General features: G+C 57.7%; 12 protein-coding genes and 2 tRNA genes. 4 read left to right on the plus strand and 10 right to left on the minus strand.

Annotation, left to right across the window (positions count from 1 at the left end; translation table 11 throughout):
• Positions 1–27: 27 nt before the first annotated feature.
• From hysB to potA, 7 genes are all read right to left on the minus strand, one after another.
• Complete coding sequence (hysB, locus tag ACZM8Y_RS09175; protein WP_337430902.1) at positions 28–984, minus strand: NiFeSe hydrogenase small subunit; 957 nt, start codon at positions 982–984, stop codon at positions 28–30.
• 307 nt (positions 985–1,291) lie between these two features.
• The gene (locus ACZM8Y_RS09180; protein ID WP_479859523.1) at positions 1,292–2,674 is read right to left on the minus strand and encodes an MATE family efflux transporter; all 1,383 of its coding nucleotides are present in this window, start codon (positions 2,672–2,674) and stop codon (positions 1,292–1,294) included.
• Between the two features lie 627 nt (positions 2,675–3,301).
• A complete protein-coding gene (locus tag ACZM8Y_RS09185) occupies positions 3,302–3,934 on the minus strand; it encodes a YdcF family protein (protein WP_483971786.1) in 633 nt (210 codons plus the stop codon).
• Positions 3,935–4,226: 292 nt separating this feature from the next.
• Positions 4,227–5,264, minus strand: coding sequence for a polyamine ABC transporter substrate-binding protein (locus tag ACZM8Y_RS09190; protein ID WP_482331758.1), 1,038 nt, complete (start codon positions 5,262–5,264; stop codon positions 4,227–4,229).
• Positions 5,265–5,634: 370 nt separating this feature from the next.
• Positions 5,635–6,420, minus strand: coding sequence for a spermidine/putrescine ABC transporter permease PotC (potC, locus tag ACZM8Y_RS09195; RefSeq protein ID WP_302553077.1), 786 nt, complete (start codon positions 6,418–6,420; stop codon positions 5,635–5,637).
• Entirely contained in the window at positions 6,420–7,289 is an 870-nt protein-coding gene (locus tag ACZM8Y_RS09200; protein WP_302553078.1) for an ABC transporter permease, read from the minus strand. The genes potC and ACZM8Y_RS09200 overlap by 1 nt, the downstream gene beginning before the upstream one ends.
• Positions 7,276–8,382, minus strand: a complete 1,107-nt coding sequence (potA, locus tag ACZM8Y_RS09205; RefSeq protein ID WP_479859588.1) for a spermidine/putrescine ABC transporter ATP-binding protein PotA — start codon at positions 8,380–8,382, stop codon at positions 7,276–7,278. The genes ACZM8Y_RS09200 and potA overlap by 14 nt, the downstream gene beginning before the upstream one ends.
• Positions 8,383–8,735: 353 nt before the next feature.
• On the opposite strand from potA, the gene ACZM8Y_RS09210 reads away from it, so the two are divergent.
• Positions 8,736–8,812, plus strand: a tRNA-Pro gene (locus tag ACZM8Y_RS09210).
• A gap of 126 nt (positions 8,813–8,938) precedes the next feature.
• On the opposite strand, the gene ACZM8Y_RS09215 is transcribed toward ACZM8Y_RS09210, so the two are convergent.
• The gene (locus tag ACZM8Y_RS09215; RefSeq protein WP_482331752.1) at positions 8,939–9,307 is read right to left on the minus strand and encodes a cupin domain-containing protein; all 369 of its coding nucleotides are present in this window, start codon (positions 9,305–9,307) and stop codon (positions 8,939–8,941) included.
• 139 nt (positions 9,308–9,446) lie between these two features.
• Between ACZM8Y_RS09215 and ACZM8Y_RS09220 the strand changes: the two genes are divergently transcribed.
• Positions 9,447–10,019 (plus strand): hypothetical protein, encoded by a 573-nt coding sequence (locus ACZM8Y_RS09220; protein WP_482331747.1) that lies wholly within the window; start codon positions 9,447–9,449, stop codon positions 10,017–10,019.
• An 851-nt stretch (positions 10,020–10,870) separates the two neighbouring features.
• On the opposite strand, the gene asnS is transcribed toward ACZM8Y_RS09220, so the two are convergent.
• Both asnS and ACZM8Y_RS09230 read right to left on the minus strand, forming a co-directional pair.
• Positions 10,871–12,253 carry an asparagine--tRNA ligase gene (gene asnS / locus ACZM8Y_RS09225; RefSeq protein WP_308770592.1) on the minus strand — a complete coding sequence of 461 codons (1,383 nt, stop codon included), beginning with the start codon at positions 12,251–12,253 and terminating at the stop codon, positions 10,871–10,873.
• Positions 12,254–12,274: 21 nt separating this feature from the next.
• A complete protein-coding gene (locus ACZM8Y_RS09230) occupies positions 12,275–12,919 on the minus strand; it encodes a DedA family protein (RefSeq protein WP_302552047.1) in 645 nt (214 codons plus the stop codon).
• 271 nt (positions 12,920–13,190) lie between these two features.
• Between ACZM8Y_RS09230 and ACZM8Y_RS09235 the strand changes: the two genes are divergently transcribed.
• Together ACZM8Y_RS09235 and ACZM8Y_RS09240 are read left to right on the plus strand one after the other, a co-directional pair.
• Positions 13,191–13,266 (plus strand) — tRNA-Thr (locus tag ACZM8Y_RS09235).
• Positions 13,267–14,002: 736 nt separating this feature from the next.
• Positions 14,003–14,776, plus strand: coding sequence for an IclR family transcriptional regulator (locus tag ACZM8Y_RS09240; RefSeq protein WP_308770594.1), 774 nt, complete (start codon positions 14,003–14,005; stop codon positions 14,774–14,776).
• Positions 14,777–14,849 lie beyond the last annotated feature (73 nt).

Consider the following 14,849-nt stretch of genomic DNA (forward strand, 5'->3'; position numbering starts at 1 on the left):
ATTGCCGCCTCCCGGCCGGAAAACGGCCTAGTTGACGTAGAAGGGGGACTGCCCGTCGGGGAAGGTCGGGGAGGTACAGCCGATGCACGTGGCGTTGTTGACGCACCAGTTGACCCCGTTGTTCCATTTGCGCTCGAAGGAGTCGCAGGCGCTCCGGGGCCCCTTGCAGCCCATGCTGAAGCGGCAGCCGTCCTTGTCGCTCATGGTCTTGACCATGTGCCCGGCTTCAAAGGCGCTCAGATGGGGGCAGTTCATGTGCACGTTCTTATAGAACGCCTTCGGGCGGCCGTTGGCGTCGAGCCCCTGCTTGACCAGCAGGCCGAGCGTGTTGGTGGCAAGCGCCTGAAGGCCGAGGCCGATGGTGCCCACGATCCAGTCGGGATGCGGCGGGCAGCCGGGGATGTTGATGACAGGGGCGGGGATGCCTTCCTTCTTGAGGAACGCGGCAACGCCCATAGCGCCGGTCTCGTTGCCCTTCCCGGCGGGGATGCCGCCGTAGGCCGCGCAGGTGCCCACGGCGAGCACGGCGGCGGCGTTGGCGGCCAGCACCTTGGTCACTTCGGTCATGGTCACTTCATGGTGGCCGGCTTCCGCCACCACGCAGCACTTGCCGTCATGCGCCACGGGCACGGCGCCCTCAACGGCGAAAATGAACTTGCCCTTGAACTTCTCGGCGACGCGCATCATATGCTCATACGCGCCCTCGCCTTCAGCGGCCATGACGGTGGGATGGAATTCAAGGCTGATGATTTTGAGCAGCACGTCGGCGATGCTCGGATGCGTGCTGTTCAGCAACGTGACCGAACAGCCCGTGCACCCCTGCCCCTGAACCCAGAAAACGGGAGGACGTTCGCCGGTAAGCGTCTGGGCAAAAGCCTCGTGGATGGCGGGGTGAAACATTTGGGAAACCCCGAACCCGGCCACCGTGCCCGAACACAGTTTGACGAAATCTCGTCTGGAAAGAGCCATTCCTGCCTCCTTGATAAAGGCATGTTGATACGATGGATAGCGAGGAATGCTGCACAACGCGCGCTCTGAGGACGGACAGAATGCGGCCTACAGCAAAATATTATAATCGTATTATACAGAGGCCGGAATTGTGTCAATCAAAACAGGGTGAAACGTGCCACTTATCATTTTTTAGTAACACCCTTGATGCTGCAACCATGCAACATCACCAACAATGTGCGTTTTAGGACAAGCCCATCAGACCGTATGGCCCAAGAAACGCAGGCTGCCGCACTGCCGATGCAGACCGGTGTCCGCCGCATCCCGCCACACGGCTCAGCGCCTACGGATTTTTCCCATCCCGTGCCGCCCGCCCAAGGCTGCGGGGCGCCCTGCGCTCCGTGAACTGCTTCCGGCTGGCCGCAAAAATCAAGCTCGCCACGACCAGCGTACACATTTCCGCCAACGGTATGGCTACGTAAATGCCCGCATTGCCGAACAGCCCCGGCAACAGCCACAGGAAGCCCACCGGGAAAAGCAGGCTGCGCATGAGGGCCACCGCAGCGGACGCCGCAGCCATATGCAGCGCCGTAAAGAAGCTCGCCAAAGCCATGTTCAGGCCGCTGAACAAGAAAGCCAGCTTGAACCAGTCGATGAACTCCAGCGTCACCGCCACAACCTTTTCCTCATCGGGCAGGAAGATCTTCAACAGCACTTCCGGGTACAGGGCGAACACGCCGTACAGCATGAGCCCGATGCCGAAGACCATACTCAAGGCCAGCCCAAGGAACCGGCGGGCGCGGGCGAAGTTCCGGGCCCCGAAATTGGCACTTACCAACGGGGACAGGGAATCGCTGATGGCGTAGGACACGGAGGCCCCAAACCATGCGGCGTAATTGATGATGGTAAACGCCGCCACGCCATAGGAACCGATCCGGGCAAGCAGGATCCAGTTGATGAACAGGATCACCAAACCAATCGACGCCTCGTTGATCAGTTCGGAAACGCCGTTCCAGCAGGCCAGCCCGACTTCCTTCCACGCGCCAATCGTGCGGGTAAAACGGCATCTCGCCTCAGGAGTGAAAAAGTGCAGGCACAAAAGCCCCGTCGTGACGGTGTAGGCGATGCCGGTGGCGTAGGCCGCACCCTCAACGCCCATGCCAAGCATGGAAATGAACACGGCGTCCAGAATGATGTTGATGAGGGCGCTCAGCATAAGCCCGGCGGAAGCCAGGGCGGGTTTCCCGTTCACGCGGACGAAATACGAGAGCGCAAGCCCGCAAGGGATCATCGGCCCGAAAAACAAGAGGCCGCGCAGGTAGGCTTCGGCGGGCCCCCTCAGCTCTTCGTCCGCCCCAAGAAAATCCACCAGCCTGCCGCTGAACAGCAGCATGCCCACCGATGCGGCGGCGCCGATGAACAGCAGGAAAAGCATCGTCTTCGTGAAAATAGCGGAAGCCGCTTCCGGCCTCTTCTCGCCAAGATATTTCCCGGCCCGAACCGCCCCGCCCGACGCAAGCATGACGCCCACCCCGAAAAACAGGGAAAACATCGGCATGACAAGGTTGAGGGCCGCCAAAGGCATCGCCCCGACATAGCGGCCCACGAAAAAGCCGTCCACTATCGCCGCCGAAGACTGGAGCAGCATGGCCAACGTCCACGGGATGCAGTAACGCAAAAAAGTCCGCACCAGAGGGCCGTGGAGCATGAGATCCAATCCGTGCATAACTTTCCTTCAAACAAAAAAGATTGCGGCGTATGAATTACGGAAGCCCTCTCAGGGAAGGACGCCCTCCCCTCCAAGAAGCCCCGGCAACAGGGCACAGGACGACAAAAGCCCGTCCCACTGATCCGTATGGAAGACGGATACGGCGCTTGCCGGGCATCCCTGCCCATACAACGGCAGCAGCCCCTTTCAAAAACGCCTATCCGCTCACTCCGACCGTGCGCACCTAGGCCGCGCCGTCATTTACATATAACTATTTGAAAATATTAAAATAATCTTTTGAGACCCGATAAACAGTTTAAATAATTTCAATAGATTATATCAAATGAACGACACAACCTGACAAAAGATCACGCTCTTTTCAGAATACGCATTTGTTGCGGGGTGGAAACCGGACTATGCCATGAAAACAGCATGGCACACCCAATTAGTACGTACAAGGATTATCCTTACACAGACTAATTGGCAAGAAAAAAGCTCCCCGACCGATGACAGGCGCCAGCCCATAACAAAAGCCCCCGGTGTGCGCGGAGGCCCCCGCCGATGGGAAAACCGGATAAAAAGGCTGTAAAAAGCCCCCGGTGTACGGAGGCCCCTTTTTCAACAGCGATCCTTTCCGGTACGGCATCAGACTATGCCGTAGCGCACCATATACCAAAGCGTCTTGACGTATTCCGAAAAAATATACCCCATCTCATAGATGCGGAACCGGGCCGTAAAGGTTGCCCCTGCATGGACGGGATGCACCCCGAACGCCACTTCGGGCCAAACGTCCCGGAACACCGTAAGCGCCCGCCTGCTGTGGAACCAGCTCGTCACCAGCATGATGGAACGGGGATGCGTGGCTTCCAGCGCCCCTTTGGTCAAAACGGCGTTTTCATACGTGCTGCGGGATTGGCCCTCATAGGCCGCATCCGGCACGCCCGCCATGCCGAGCCGCCGGGCGATAAGCCCACCGTCGCCGGAGCCCGTCACAAAAACTTTCGGGGCAACGCCCCGATGATACAGCTCCGCCGCGCCGATCACGCGCTGCCCGGATTCCCCTCCAAGCACCACGATCACATCCGCATGTTCCAACGGCACGTCAACATACAGCCACGCTTCCGCCCGCCAAATCAGCACCGCCCCGATCAGCAAAGCGGCAACCGCCAGCTTTCCGATCGCCCCATACCATCCCTGCCCCATCCCCCGCTCCCCGCCGAGCGCCGGATATGCCTTCCTTTTCCCGAACATGCTCCCCCACAAAACAACAGCCCCCATCCAGCCCCCTCCCCTGCATGGGGGCAACAACGGCACACGCCTTTGGAGGAGAGGGGAAATTGAAGGGAGAGGCCCCTTTCCAGAAAGCTGTGTTCTAGAAAATGGTTGATGCTTTTTTCCTTGAAGTTCCACAGGAATAACCGAAAAAATGCCTTAGCCCTGTATTCCGCCAAGAGGAAACCGGAGAAAAAGGCTGTATTTTCACCGCACTGTGGAGATGAAACAACCACAAACCATAACAGAGCCTTCCAGAAAAAGCCCCCCAATGCAATCTTCATCAACCCTGCCGCAATCAGTCTCCGGCCTTGAGCTGTTCCCAATACTTTTCGTACAGTTCGCGGGCCTTGCCCACATTGACGGTCACTTCACCCTTGGCGAGCTCTTCCGGGTCCAGCACTATGACCTTGCTTTCGGCGTATTCGGGCTCAAGGATCTTTTCGGCGGCCTTGTTCGGCGTGGAGTAGTTGAACTCTTCCACGCACAGCTTGGCAACCTCAGGGCGCATCAGGTAACTGATGAACTTGTAGGCGTTTTCCTTGTGCTCGGCCCCGGCGGGGATGGCGAAGTTGTCGAGCCAGATCAACATCCCTTCTTCGGGCACGATGAACTCAAGGTCGGGGTTTTCCTGCATGGCGATGAAGGCGTCACCGTTCCACGACAGCCCGGCCACCACTTCCTCGCTGATGAAGGCCTGCTTGGTGGCGGTCACGTCGAACACGCGCACGGACGGCTTGAGGGCCTTCAGCCATTCATAAGCGGCCTTAATCTCATCAGGGTTGGTGCTGTTGATGGAGTAGCCGCACGCCTTCAAGCCCACGCCGAACGTATCGCGCAGGTCATCGGAAAGCAGCACCCTGCCCTTGAACTCAGGCCGGGCGAGATCCTTCCAGCTCTTGATGGTGGAGACGTCCACGGCCTTCTTGTTCACGAGCAGCCCCACCGTGCCCCACATATAGGGGATGGTCAGGGCATTGCCCTTGTCGAAGGGCTGGTTCAGCGAGGCCGGATCAAGGTTGCCGAGGCCCTCGATCTTGCTCTTGTCCAGCTTGGCGAGGAGGTTATCCTGCGCCATCACTTCCACGAAGTACCCGGAAGGGATGACCAGATCGTACCCCTTGGCCCCAAGCAGTTTGAGCTTCGCGTACATGGCCTCGTTGGATTCATAGGTGGAAAGCACCACCTTGATGCCTGTCTCTTTCGTGAAGCCATTGACGACTTCCTGCGGAATGTATTCCGACCAACTGAACACGTTCAGTTCCTTCGCCTCTTCCGCAAAAGCCGGAGAAGCGGCGATCAGCAGCGCGACAAGCGCAACGAGGAGTTTTTTCACGCGAGTTCCTTATAAAGTTGAAGGTACTTAGGAATGTGGGGGGGGGGAGAGGGAACCTTTCTTCAGAAAGGTTCCCTCTCCCCCCCCCCCACGCCCCCACCTCTCTCCCTCCCAAGACTTTCGTCTTTTTGGGACGGGGCGGCGAGGAGGCCATGCCTGAAAGGATAAGCATCTTCCCGAGAAAAGAAAACAGGCTGCGCAACGGAACTCCCGCCGCACGGCCCGCATGTCCACCGTATTTTTCAAACAGGGATTCAATAAACACAAAAGTCTTTGGAAAGGGAGGGATGGGGTTTGGGGAAGGGAGGGAAAAGCTTTTCTTCAGAAAAGTTTTCCCTCCCTTCCCCAATCTTCCCCTTTTACTTCCCCATCAACCCCGCTTCCTCAAACTTTTCCTAGGCCGCGAGAGGCAGAAGGCCAGCACGACGAGGGCGATGGTGACGCAGAACATGATGGCGGAAAGCGCGTTGACGTCCGGCTTCACGCCGAGCCGCACCATCGAGTAGATGCGCAGGGGCAGCACCTCAAACGTCGGCCCGGCCACGAAAAAGCTGATCAGCACGTCGTCCATCGACAGCGTGAACGCCAAGAGCCACCCCGCGACCACGGCGGGCATGATCACCGGCAGGATCACATAGCGGAACGCCTGCGCCTCAGTCGCCCCAAGATCGCGGGCCGCCTCCACCAGATGCTCGTCGAACTCGGCCAGACGCGCCAGCACGGTCAACGCCACGAACGGCAGGCCGAGCGTCGTATGGGCGATGAGCATGGAGACAAACCCAAGCGGCAGCTTCACGCTGATGAAAAAAATGAGCAGAGAAATCCCCATGACCATCTCCGGCGAGACGGTCAGGACATACAGGGAGGCGTGCAGAAGCTGGCGGCCCGGAAATTCGGTGCGTTTGAGGCACAGCGCGGCGAGGACGCCGAGCAGCGTCGCCAGCGAAGCCGCCAACGCCGCAACGGAAAGCGTATTCACCACTGCGTCGATCAACGCGGCGTTGCCGAAAAGCTGGCCGTACCACTTGAGCGTGAAGCCCTTCCAGTTCGAGGTGTATTTCGCGGCGTTGAAGGAATAAACGATCACCACAAAGATGGGCAGGAACAGGAACGCGTAGACGATCCACAGCCACAGTTTGCCGAGTTTCCGCATCATCACGCCACCTCATCCATGCGGTCGCGCGAGGCGGCCTTGCGGTTGGCCATCCGATATACCACGATGAGCAGGGCCAGCAGCAACGTCAAAATGGTGCTCGCCGCCGCGCCGAGCGGCCAGTCGCGGGCCACCATGAACTGGTTCTTGATGAAGTTGCCGATGAGCATGCTCTTGGCCCCGCCGAGGATTTCAGGGATGTAGAACGCCCCAAGCGAAGGCAGGAAGACGAGCATCGAACCCGCGATGATGCCGGGCAGGGTCAGCGGGAGCGTGACGTGCCAGAATGACTGGAAGCCGTTGGCCCCCAGATCCCGCGCCGCGTCAAGCAGGCGGCTGTCCAGCTTTTCGATGGATGCGTACAGCGGCAAGACCATGAACGGCAGGAACGTATACAGGATGCCCATAAACACCGCGAAATCGCCGTACATGAAGGACACGGGCCGTTCCGTAACCCCAAGCCACACCAGCAGCGTGCTGATGAGCCCGTTGGCCTTGAGGATCAGGATGAGCGCATAGGTACGGATAAGCGAATTCGTCCAGAACGGAATGATGACCAGCAGGAGCAGCCACGGCTTCAGCCTGGCTCCGGCACGGGCGATCCGGTAGGCGAACGGATAGCCCACCAGCAGGCACGCCAGCGTGCTCATGAAGGCCAGCCATAAGGATTCCCACAGGATTTTCAGGAACGTGGGATCGAGCAGGCGCAAATAGTTGTCCAGGGTGAACTGCGGCAATACGAAATCCTGCTCGCCGCGCGTCAGCACCGTCACCACCAGAAGGCCGATATTCGGCAGCAGCGCGAACAGCATCAGCCACAGCGCCGTGACGCCGATGGAAAAGCGGTTGAAAAAGGCCCTAGTCTGCTTCATACGGCAACACCACTTCCCAGCCGTCAACCCAAGTCACGGCAACGCGCTCCCCGCGGTTGTAGCTGATTTCCGCGTCGTCCTCATTGAAGAACTCGGCGACGGAAAGGATCTCGCCGCAGTCGAGGGCGATGGAAATGTCCACGGTAGCCCCCTTATAGACGGTTTCCTCAATGCGTCCGGTGAGGTACGGCCCTTCGGGGCGCTCGTCGTCATGCGCATAGATGCGGATGTCCTCAGGCCGCAAAAGCACGTTCACCCGATCCCCCGCCGCGAACGAACGCGACGTGCGCAGGGTGAAGCGGCGGCCGCTGATGTCCGCGATATAGATGCCCTCGCCGGGCACGGACATGATCCGCGCGGGCAGGATGTTGATCTCCCCGACGAAGCGGGCGACGTACAGGTTGGCCGGTTCCTCGTAGATTTCCTGAGGCGTGCCGATCTGTTCGATGCGGCCCTGATTCATGACCACAACGCGGTCGGACATGGCAAAAGCCTCTTCCTGATCGTGGGTCACGAACACGAAGGTGATGCCGAGGCGTCGCTGGAGGCGTTTGATCTCAAGCTGCATGGCGCGCCGCAGCTTGTAGTCGAGGGCGCTGAACGGCTCGTCGAGGAGCAGCACCAGCGGCTTGTTGACCACGGCGCGGGCAATGGCCACACGCTGCTGCTGGCCGCCGGAAAGCTGGTGCGGGCGGCGATCCGCGTACTGTTCGAGGTGCACCATGCGCAGGGCTTCCAGCACCCTGCCCTCAATCTCGCTTTTCGGGCAGGACTGCATCCGAAGCCCGAAGGCCACGTTGTCGCGCACGGTCATATGCGGGAACAGCGCGTAATTCTGAAACACGGTATTGACCTGGCGGCGCTCCGGCGGGACGCCGTTCATCCGCTGCCCGGCGATGGACACGTCTCCCCGATCCGGGGTCTCGAAGCCCGAAAGGATCCGCAGGATGGTCGTCTTGCCGCAGCCGGAAGGCCCAAGGAGGGTCAGAAACTCGCCGTTGCTGATGCTCAGATCAATGCCCTCAAGCGCGCGAGTGTCCTCAAAAGATTTGTCCACGCCCCTCAACTCAATGATATTGTCCTGTCCGGCCATTCTTCCCGACTGCCTCCGTATCCTTGTATGGAAGGACGCGCGTCCCAGAACGGAATCGCCGCACATCAGCCATTCACGGTTCCGCCCGTCCTTCAGCACAGATTCTTGCGAAAAAGCCTTCAGCGGCTTGTCCGGGCGGCCCGTCAGGACTCCCGAAGGCTGTCTCAGGACCTTCTCTTTCACGCATCCTCTACATGAGGCGGGTCAAAGGGTCAAGAAAAGCCCCATCCTTGATTTTTCGTATAACCTATTGTCTATACATATTTTATCAAAACAACCCCTTTCCTTTTTTCCACAAGGGCCAAAAAAATGCTTGTCTTTCGTTTTGGTTCGGGCTAAGAAGGGCTTCTTCACGGGATGTGGCTCAGTCTGGTAGAGCGCTGCGTTCGGGACGCAGAGACCGCGCGTTCAAATCGCGCCATCCCGACCATTCAGAGCTTAAGGGTTTGCTTCACAGCAAACCCTTTTTTTATGCCCAATGCGCGGCGCAAAAAAAGGAATCCTTCCCTATGAAGAATTCCCTCTTCGGCACCGAAACCCGCCGCAGGCCGACGCCTCAGATCGCGTCGGCAATGATCGACTGCGGGGCCAGCAGATTCGCGTGGATAGCCAGCCAGATGCACGGGGAGCTGGTGTAAACCACCCGATGCTTCCTGCGCTTCGGCAGAAACAGCGAATCCCCTTTCTTCAGACCCACTTCCTCGCCGTCCATGTAGTGCAGGCGGGCTTCGCCCTCAAGCACCACAACCCACTCGTCCAGATCCTGATCGTACCATTCCCCTTCGGGAGTGACCTGCCCGTTGGATACGATGCGCTCCACGCGGATGCTCCCCGCACCCGTCGCAAGCGTATCGAAAAGTTCCGGCTCTTCAAGAGAGGGGTACGCGTCTTTATCTACAAAAAGGATATTACGTTTTCCGTTCATAGTTATACCTCCATCCTCAACTATAGGCTCAGCAATACTTTCTGTCCATGTCGCTATTTATCATTTTCAATCCTCCGCCGGCGGGTATACGCCTTGAAAAAAGAATGCTGCCCAATCTCTACGGATGGAGGAAAAAAACATGCGATTCGGTTATACGCTGCTCGTAGCGGGAGCCCTCTCCCTTGGCATCGGCATCCAAGCCCAAGCCGACAATTTCCTTTCCCATAAAGCGGGAAACGTCACCATCAGCCTCCCTTCCGGCTGGGAAGTCCTTCCCAAGGGCATCCTGAAACAACTCTCCCAAGAGAATGGCCCTGAAATCCTGCTTCTGGCACAAGGCCCTACGGATGATTTCCTTAAACTCAGCATCATCAGAAACCCCGATCCCCTCACACAAGAAGCCTTCCTCAAGCAAGATGCCGCACAAACGGAAAAGCGCTGTGAGGAACTCATCGGCAAACTGGAAAGCCAGCTTGGTACAGGCAAAGCCGAAGCCACATGCGGCAAGGCCGAGAATGGCGGCGTCGCCGCCCTCGCCGCCCAGATGACCATCCCCGCCCAGGATGACCGCCCGGAACTCATCAACATGACATGGGCCTACCCCAATGGGGACAAGGGCGTGATTGCAAACGCCATGTTCCTGAAGAAGGACGCCGGGAAATACGAGGCCGACATCAAAAAAGCCCTCCAGTCCGTCAAGTTCGACAACTAAAGGGCCTCACGGCGCCCCCTGCCGTACTTTGGAGATTCCAGCGCGGCCTTTCCACTGCACAGCCTTTCCCCCCTATGCGCCGCCCCGGATACCTAAAAAACGCTTCACTGTCCGATCCCCACCGGACACTGAAGCGTTTTCCTTTTCCAAGACATATCGACGACCCCATTTTCATGCCGCGGCATATCTTTTTGGCTATGTTATAGAAAACGGTCGATGCTTTTTTCCTTGAAGTTCCAAAGGATTAACCGATAAAATGCCTTAGCCGTGGATCCCGCCAAGGGAGAAACCGGAGAAAAAGACTGTATTTCCAGTATACTGTAGAGATGAAACAACCATATCTGACAGGGGCTTCTGCAAAAAGCCCCCTTCCCCGGCCCACTCCGGTAAAAACTTCGACAAATGGGGAGGGGACGCAAAAGGAGTCCATTCCTCTCACGGCCTGTACCCCCTATCTTTTCCCTTAAAAACAAGGCTCTGTTATAGCATCTTGTTGTTTTATCTGCGCGATATTTGAAGAAAAGAAAGCCTTTCCCCCATTTTGCCGCCGATGGACTCCATGATTGGGGCATTTTACCGGCTATTTCTTTGGAATTTCAAGAAAGAAAACATCGAACGTTTTCTATGACACAGCCCCCAAAAAACGCAAAAAAATACCTTCCCTGAAACAGCCCTTCCCCAAAACAGACAATCCCCGTCACTACCCTCCGCCGGAACGAACTCCCTCCGCGCCGCCTCCCCACCAGTCAAAAGTCTTTGGAGGGAGAGGGGTGGGGTTTGGGGAGGGGGGAGGGAACCTTTCTGAGGAAAGGTTCCCTCCCCCCTCCCCAATATCATTCCATCATCTCCGCCTAGAACTCCAACGAGCCGGGCGTGCGGGGGAACGGAAGCACGTCGCGGATGTTGGAAATGCCGGTAAGCATCATGACGAGGCGCTCGAAGCCCATCCCGAAACCGGAATGCGGAACCGATCCGAAACGGCGCAGATCCAGATACCACCAATAGCCGGCGGGATCCTGATTCATCTCGCGGATACGGTTTTCGAGCACGTCAAGGCGCTCCTCGCGCTGGCTGCCTCCGATGAGCTCACCGATGCGGGGCACCAGCACATCCATCGCGGCCACAGTCTCATGGTCGTCGTTCTGGCGCATGTAGAACGCCTTGATCCCCTTGGGATAATCATACACCGCCACCGGGCGCTTGAAATACTCCTCGGCAAGGAAACGCTCGTGCTCGGTCTGCAAATCGAGGCCAAACTTGGCGGGGTACTCAAAATGCTTCCCGCTCGCTTTCAGGATGTCGATGGCCTCACGGTAGGAACAGCGCGCAAAGGGCTGCGCCACCATACCTTTGAGGCGATCCACCAGCCCCTTGTCCACAAAGCGATCGAACAAATCGATATCGTCGGCACGGCGTTCGAGAACCCGGTTGATCACAAAACAGGTCAAGCCCTCTGCCAGATCCATGTTGTCGTTGATATCCGTAAAGGCCACTTCCGGCTCAATCATCCAAAATTCTGCGGCATGGCGCGGGGTATTGGAATTTTCGGCACGGAAGGTCGGGCCGAACGTGTAGACTTTGCCGAGGCCAAGGGCCAGCGCTTCGGCCTCAAGCTGGCCGGAAACGGTCAAGCTGCATTCCTTGCCGAAAAAGTCCTGCGCATAGGGGTTTTCGCCGGGCTTTGCGGGGGCGTTCGGGGGCAGGGTCGTCACCCGGAACATTTCGCCCGCACCTTCGCAGTCGGATCCCGTCAGGATGGGCGTATGCACATAATAAAACCCGTTCTGATAGAAAAAGTCGTGCACGGCGTGCGCGGCTTCGGCACGGATGCGGAAGGCCGCCCCGTATTTGTTGGTACGGGAACGCAAATGCGCGATAGTGCGCAGGAATTCGTCGGAATGGCGCTTTTTCTGGAGCGGGAAGGTTTCAGGATCGGCAAGGCCGAACACGGTCATGTCCTTGGCCCGCACTTCCCATTTCTGCCCCTTGCCGGGCGACTCGACGAGTTCGCCCGTAACGGCGACGCACGCGCCCGTGTTGACGCCTTCCAGCTTCTCCCATGCGGCGGTGCCTTCATCGACAATACACTGGATATTGCCGAGGCAGGAACCATCGTTGAGTTCGAGGAACGAAAAGCCTTTGGCATCACGGCGGGTTCTGACCCAGCCGCCGATACGGATTTCAGGCACGGCGGACGCCGCACCGAGAGCTTCAGCTACAGGAGTACGCAGCATAGAGCCTCCTTACATTATATGTTATTTCTTGATTTTTGCCCGTATGAACTCGATAACCACCGGCAGAACCGAAACGATGATGATGCCGTAAATGACGACACTAAAATTATTCTTTACAATCGGTATGTTGCCAAGGAAGTACCCGGCGGAAACCAGCCCCACCACCCAGAGGACGGCCCCGGTGATGTTGAAGGACAGGAACTTGACCGGGGACATGAGCGCGATCCCCGCCACAAACGGCGCAAAAGTACGCACGATGGGGATGAACCGGGCCAAGATGATGGCCTTGCCGCCGTGCCGTTCGTAAAATGCATGGGCCTTGAGCAAGTGCTCCTTGTTCAGAAACCGTGTCTCCCGGCTGAATATGCTTGGCCCCACATGCCGGCCGATTTCATAGTTCACGGCATCCCCAAGGACCGCCGCAGCCAGCAGGATAAGCATACACACAGGATAACTGAGATGTCCGGCCCCGGCCACGGTTCCCGCCGCGAACAGCAGCGAGTCCCCCGGCAGGAACGGCGTCACCACAAGGCCGGTTTCACAGAACACGACGATAAACAGAAAAAGATACAGCAATACCCCATATTCCGCGACAAGCGCAAAAAGGTGCTGATCGATATGCAGAACAAACGAAATCGCCTGTTCAAAAAAAGAAAGATCCGTCATGAAAAGTCCTGACCACGCAAATACAGGTTTGAAACGGCTTGGAAAACAGCGCACAGGATACGGACAGACCTGTGGAGAATCAAGCCCTGATCGCCCCTTCAAACACCCGTAACCCGTTTGTCACAATCCCCCTTTACGGCCCGCCTGCGCCCCTGCCGCCGTGGGTACCGCCAATTCTCCCCCAACCTTTTGTTCCCCCAAAAGAAAAAGGGCTTGACTTTAAAACGGGGACAAGCTATTGATTCCCCCTGTATCGACCACAGGTCAATGCGCCAGCATAGCTCAGCTGGTAGAGCAACTGATTCGTAATCAGTAGGTCCACGGTTCAAATCCGCGTGCTGGCTCCAGAGATTACAAGGGTTTACCCTCAAGTGGGGATAAACCCTTTTTTCTTTGGCTATGTCATAGAAAATGGTTGATGCTTTTTCCCTTGAAGTTCCAAAGGAATAATCGGCAAAATACCTTAGCTATGCATTCCGCCAAGGGGAAAGCTGGAGGAAGAGGCTGTATTTTTTACCGTGCTGTGGAGATGAAACAGCCACATACCATGACAGAGCCTTTTCTTTTCCGTTCAGTGCAGGCCTACGGAAAGGCATCCGCCGCACCTCCTTTGCCGGGCCCCTCCCCTCTTCTCTCGAAAACCGCCGCCCACGGCTGTGGGCAAAGCGCTGCGCCTTCGCCCGGAACGCAGCAAACTATACAAGCCGGAAAAAAGGCTCCCCCGCTCCTTCCCTCCACAGCACCCTGCACAGACGCCGTTTTGTGAAACGATTTCAGAAGGTAAAAAAAGCGTATAAAAACGCGGCAAAAAAAGGTAACTTCCTTCTTGCAGGCAGGACGGGCAAAGGCCGTACAAGCAGCGGTGTGCCGAGCAGGAAAAGCAGCGGCCCCGCGAGGGAGGCGGGACTTTCAGATGAAGGCCGGGCCGCCTTAGGAAGAAGAGAAGAGAAGAGAAGAGAAGAGAAGAGATGTTCATCAGGCCGGATTCCCGTTTCCGCCGCGGAGGGCTCGCCGCCTTGCCGAATGGGGAGCGCCCACGCAGAACAGCCCCATCCACGCGACCTTAAATCAACGGACAAAACGATGGCACGAAACAGCACGGCTCTGGTTCAGACGTTCGAGAAGGGCTTGCAGCTTTTGGAGTACCTTGTTGAGCACAAGGTCGTCTCCGTAACCAGCATCGCCAAACTGATGGGTATCCAAAAAAGCGCAAGCTACCGCTTCCTGAATACGCTGCGGCTGCACGGGTACGTCGAGCAGGACCAGCACAACAACTATATTCTGACCGACAAGGTCTCCAAAATGGGGAACGGCATCGTCCCCCGCATGGAATTCCGCCACATCGTCTCCCGGTTCCTCGACGAGCTGGCCAAGCGCAACTGCAAGGACGGCATCTGCAATCTGGGCAAGTGGAACGGCAAGGAGATCGTCTACGAAGTCCAGAGTGCGAACTTTGAATACGCCCAGTACAGCGTCGGACGGACGGTTCCGGCCTACTGTTCCGCCCTCGGCAAGGCCATCCTTGCCCACCTGCCGGAAGCAGCCCTCGCCACCTACATCCAGCGGACGCCGATGGAGGGCTTCACCGAAAAAACCTGCACCACGGAAGAGCGGCTGCGCGCCGAGCTGCAGGAAGTCAGGGAACGGGGCTACGCGATCATGGACGGCGAACTGTACCTGCCGCTCAAGGGCCTCGCCGTTCCGCTCCTCTCTGGAGACGGACGGATCAAATATGCCATCAGCGCCACACGCACGCAGTACGGCCCCATTGACTCCCTCATCGAAGACATGCTGGTGCCACTTCAGGAAACCGCCCACGACATCGTGGAGTATATAAAGTTCTACCATTTCGACTAGCTTCGCGCATGCCCGAAGACAAAGGCTCCCGGCCCCACGAACTGTGAGGCCGGGAGCCTTTGTCTGGAGGCAT

It is taken from the genome of Bilophila sp., from assembly GCF_057864385.1.

What these genes read in the sequence shown, in the direction of transcription:
- potC (WP_302553077.1), bottom strand. Translation starts at nt 6,420, where the DNA reads ATGATGCGGAAACTCGGCAAACTGTGGCTGTGGATCGTCTACGCGTTC.
- ACZM8Y_RS09185 (WP_483971786.1), bottom strand. Translation starts at nt 3,934, where the DNA reads ATGGGGGCTGTTGTTTTGTGGGGGAGCATGTTCGGGAAAAGGAAGGCA.
- asnS (WP_308770592.1), bottom strand. Translation starts at nt 12,253, where the DNA reads ATGCTGCGTACTCCTGTAGCTGAAGCTCTCGGTGCGGCGTCCGCCGTG.
- ACZM8Y_RS09200 (WP_302553078.1), bottom strand. Translation starts at nt 7,289, where the DNA reads ATGAAGCAGACTAGGGCCTTTTTCAACCGCTTTTCCATCGGCGTCACG.
- ACZM8Y_RS09230 (WP_302552047.1), bottom strand. Translation starts at nt 12,919, where the DNA reads ATGACGGATCTTTCTTTTTTTGAACAGGCGATTTCGTTTGTTCTGCAT.
- ACZM8Y_RS09215 (WP_482331752.1), bottom strand. Translation starts at nt 9,307, where the DNA reads ATGAACGGAAAACGTAATATCCTTTTTGTAGATAAAGACGCGTACCCC.
- ACZM8Y_RS09240 (WP_308770594.1), top strand. Translation starts at nt 14,003, where the DNA reads ATGGCACGAAACAGCACGGCTCTGGTTCAGACGTTCGAGAAGGGCTTG.
- potA (WP_479859588.1), bottom strand. Translation starts at nt 8,382, where the DNA reads ATGGCCGGACAGGACAATATCATTGAGTTGAGGGGCGTGGACAAATCT.
- ACZM8Y_RS09220 (WP_482331747.1), top strand. Translation starts at nt 9,447, where the DNA reads ATGCGATTCGGTTATACGCTGCTCGTAGCGGGAGCCCTCTCCCTTGGC.
- ACZM8Y_RS09180 (WP_479859523.1), bottom strand. Translation starts at nt 2,674, where the DNA reads ATGCACGGATTGGATCTCATGCTCCACGGCCCTCTGGTGCGGACTTTT.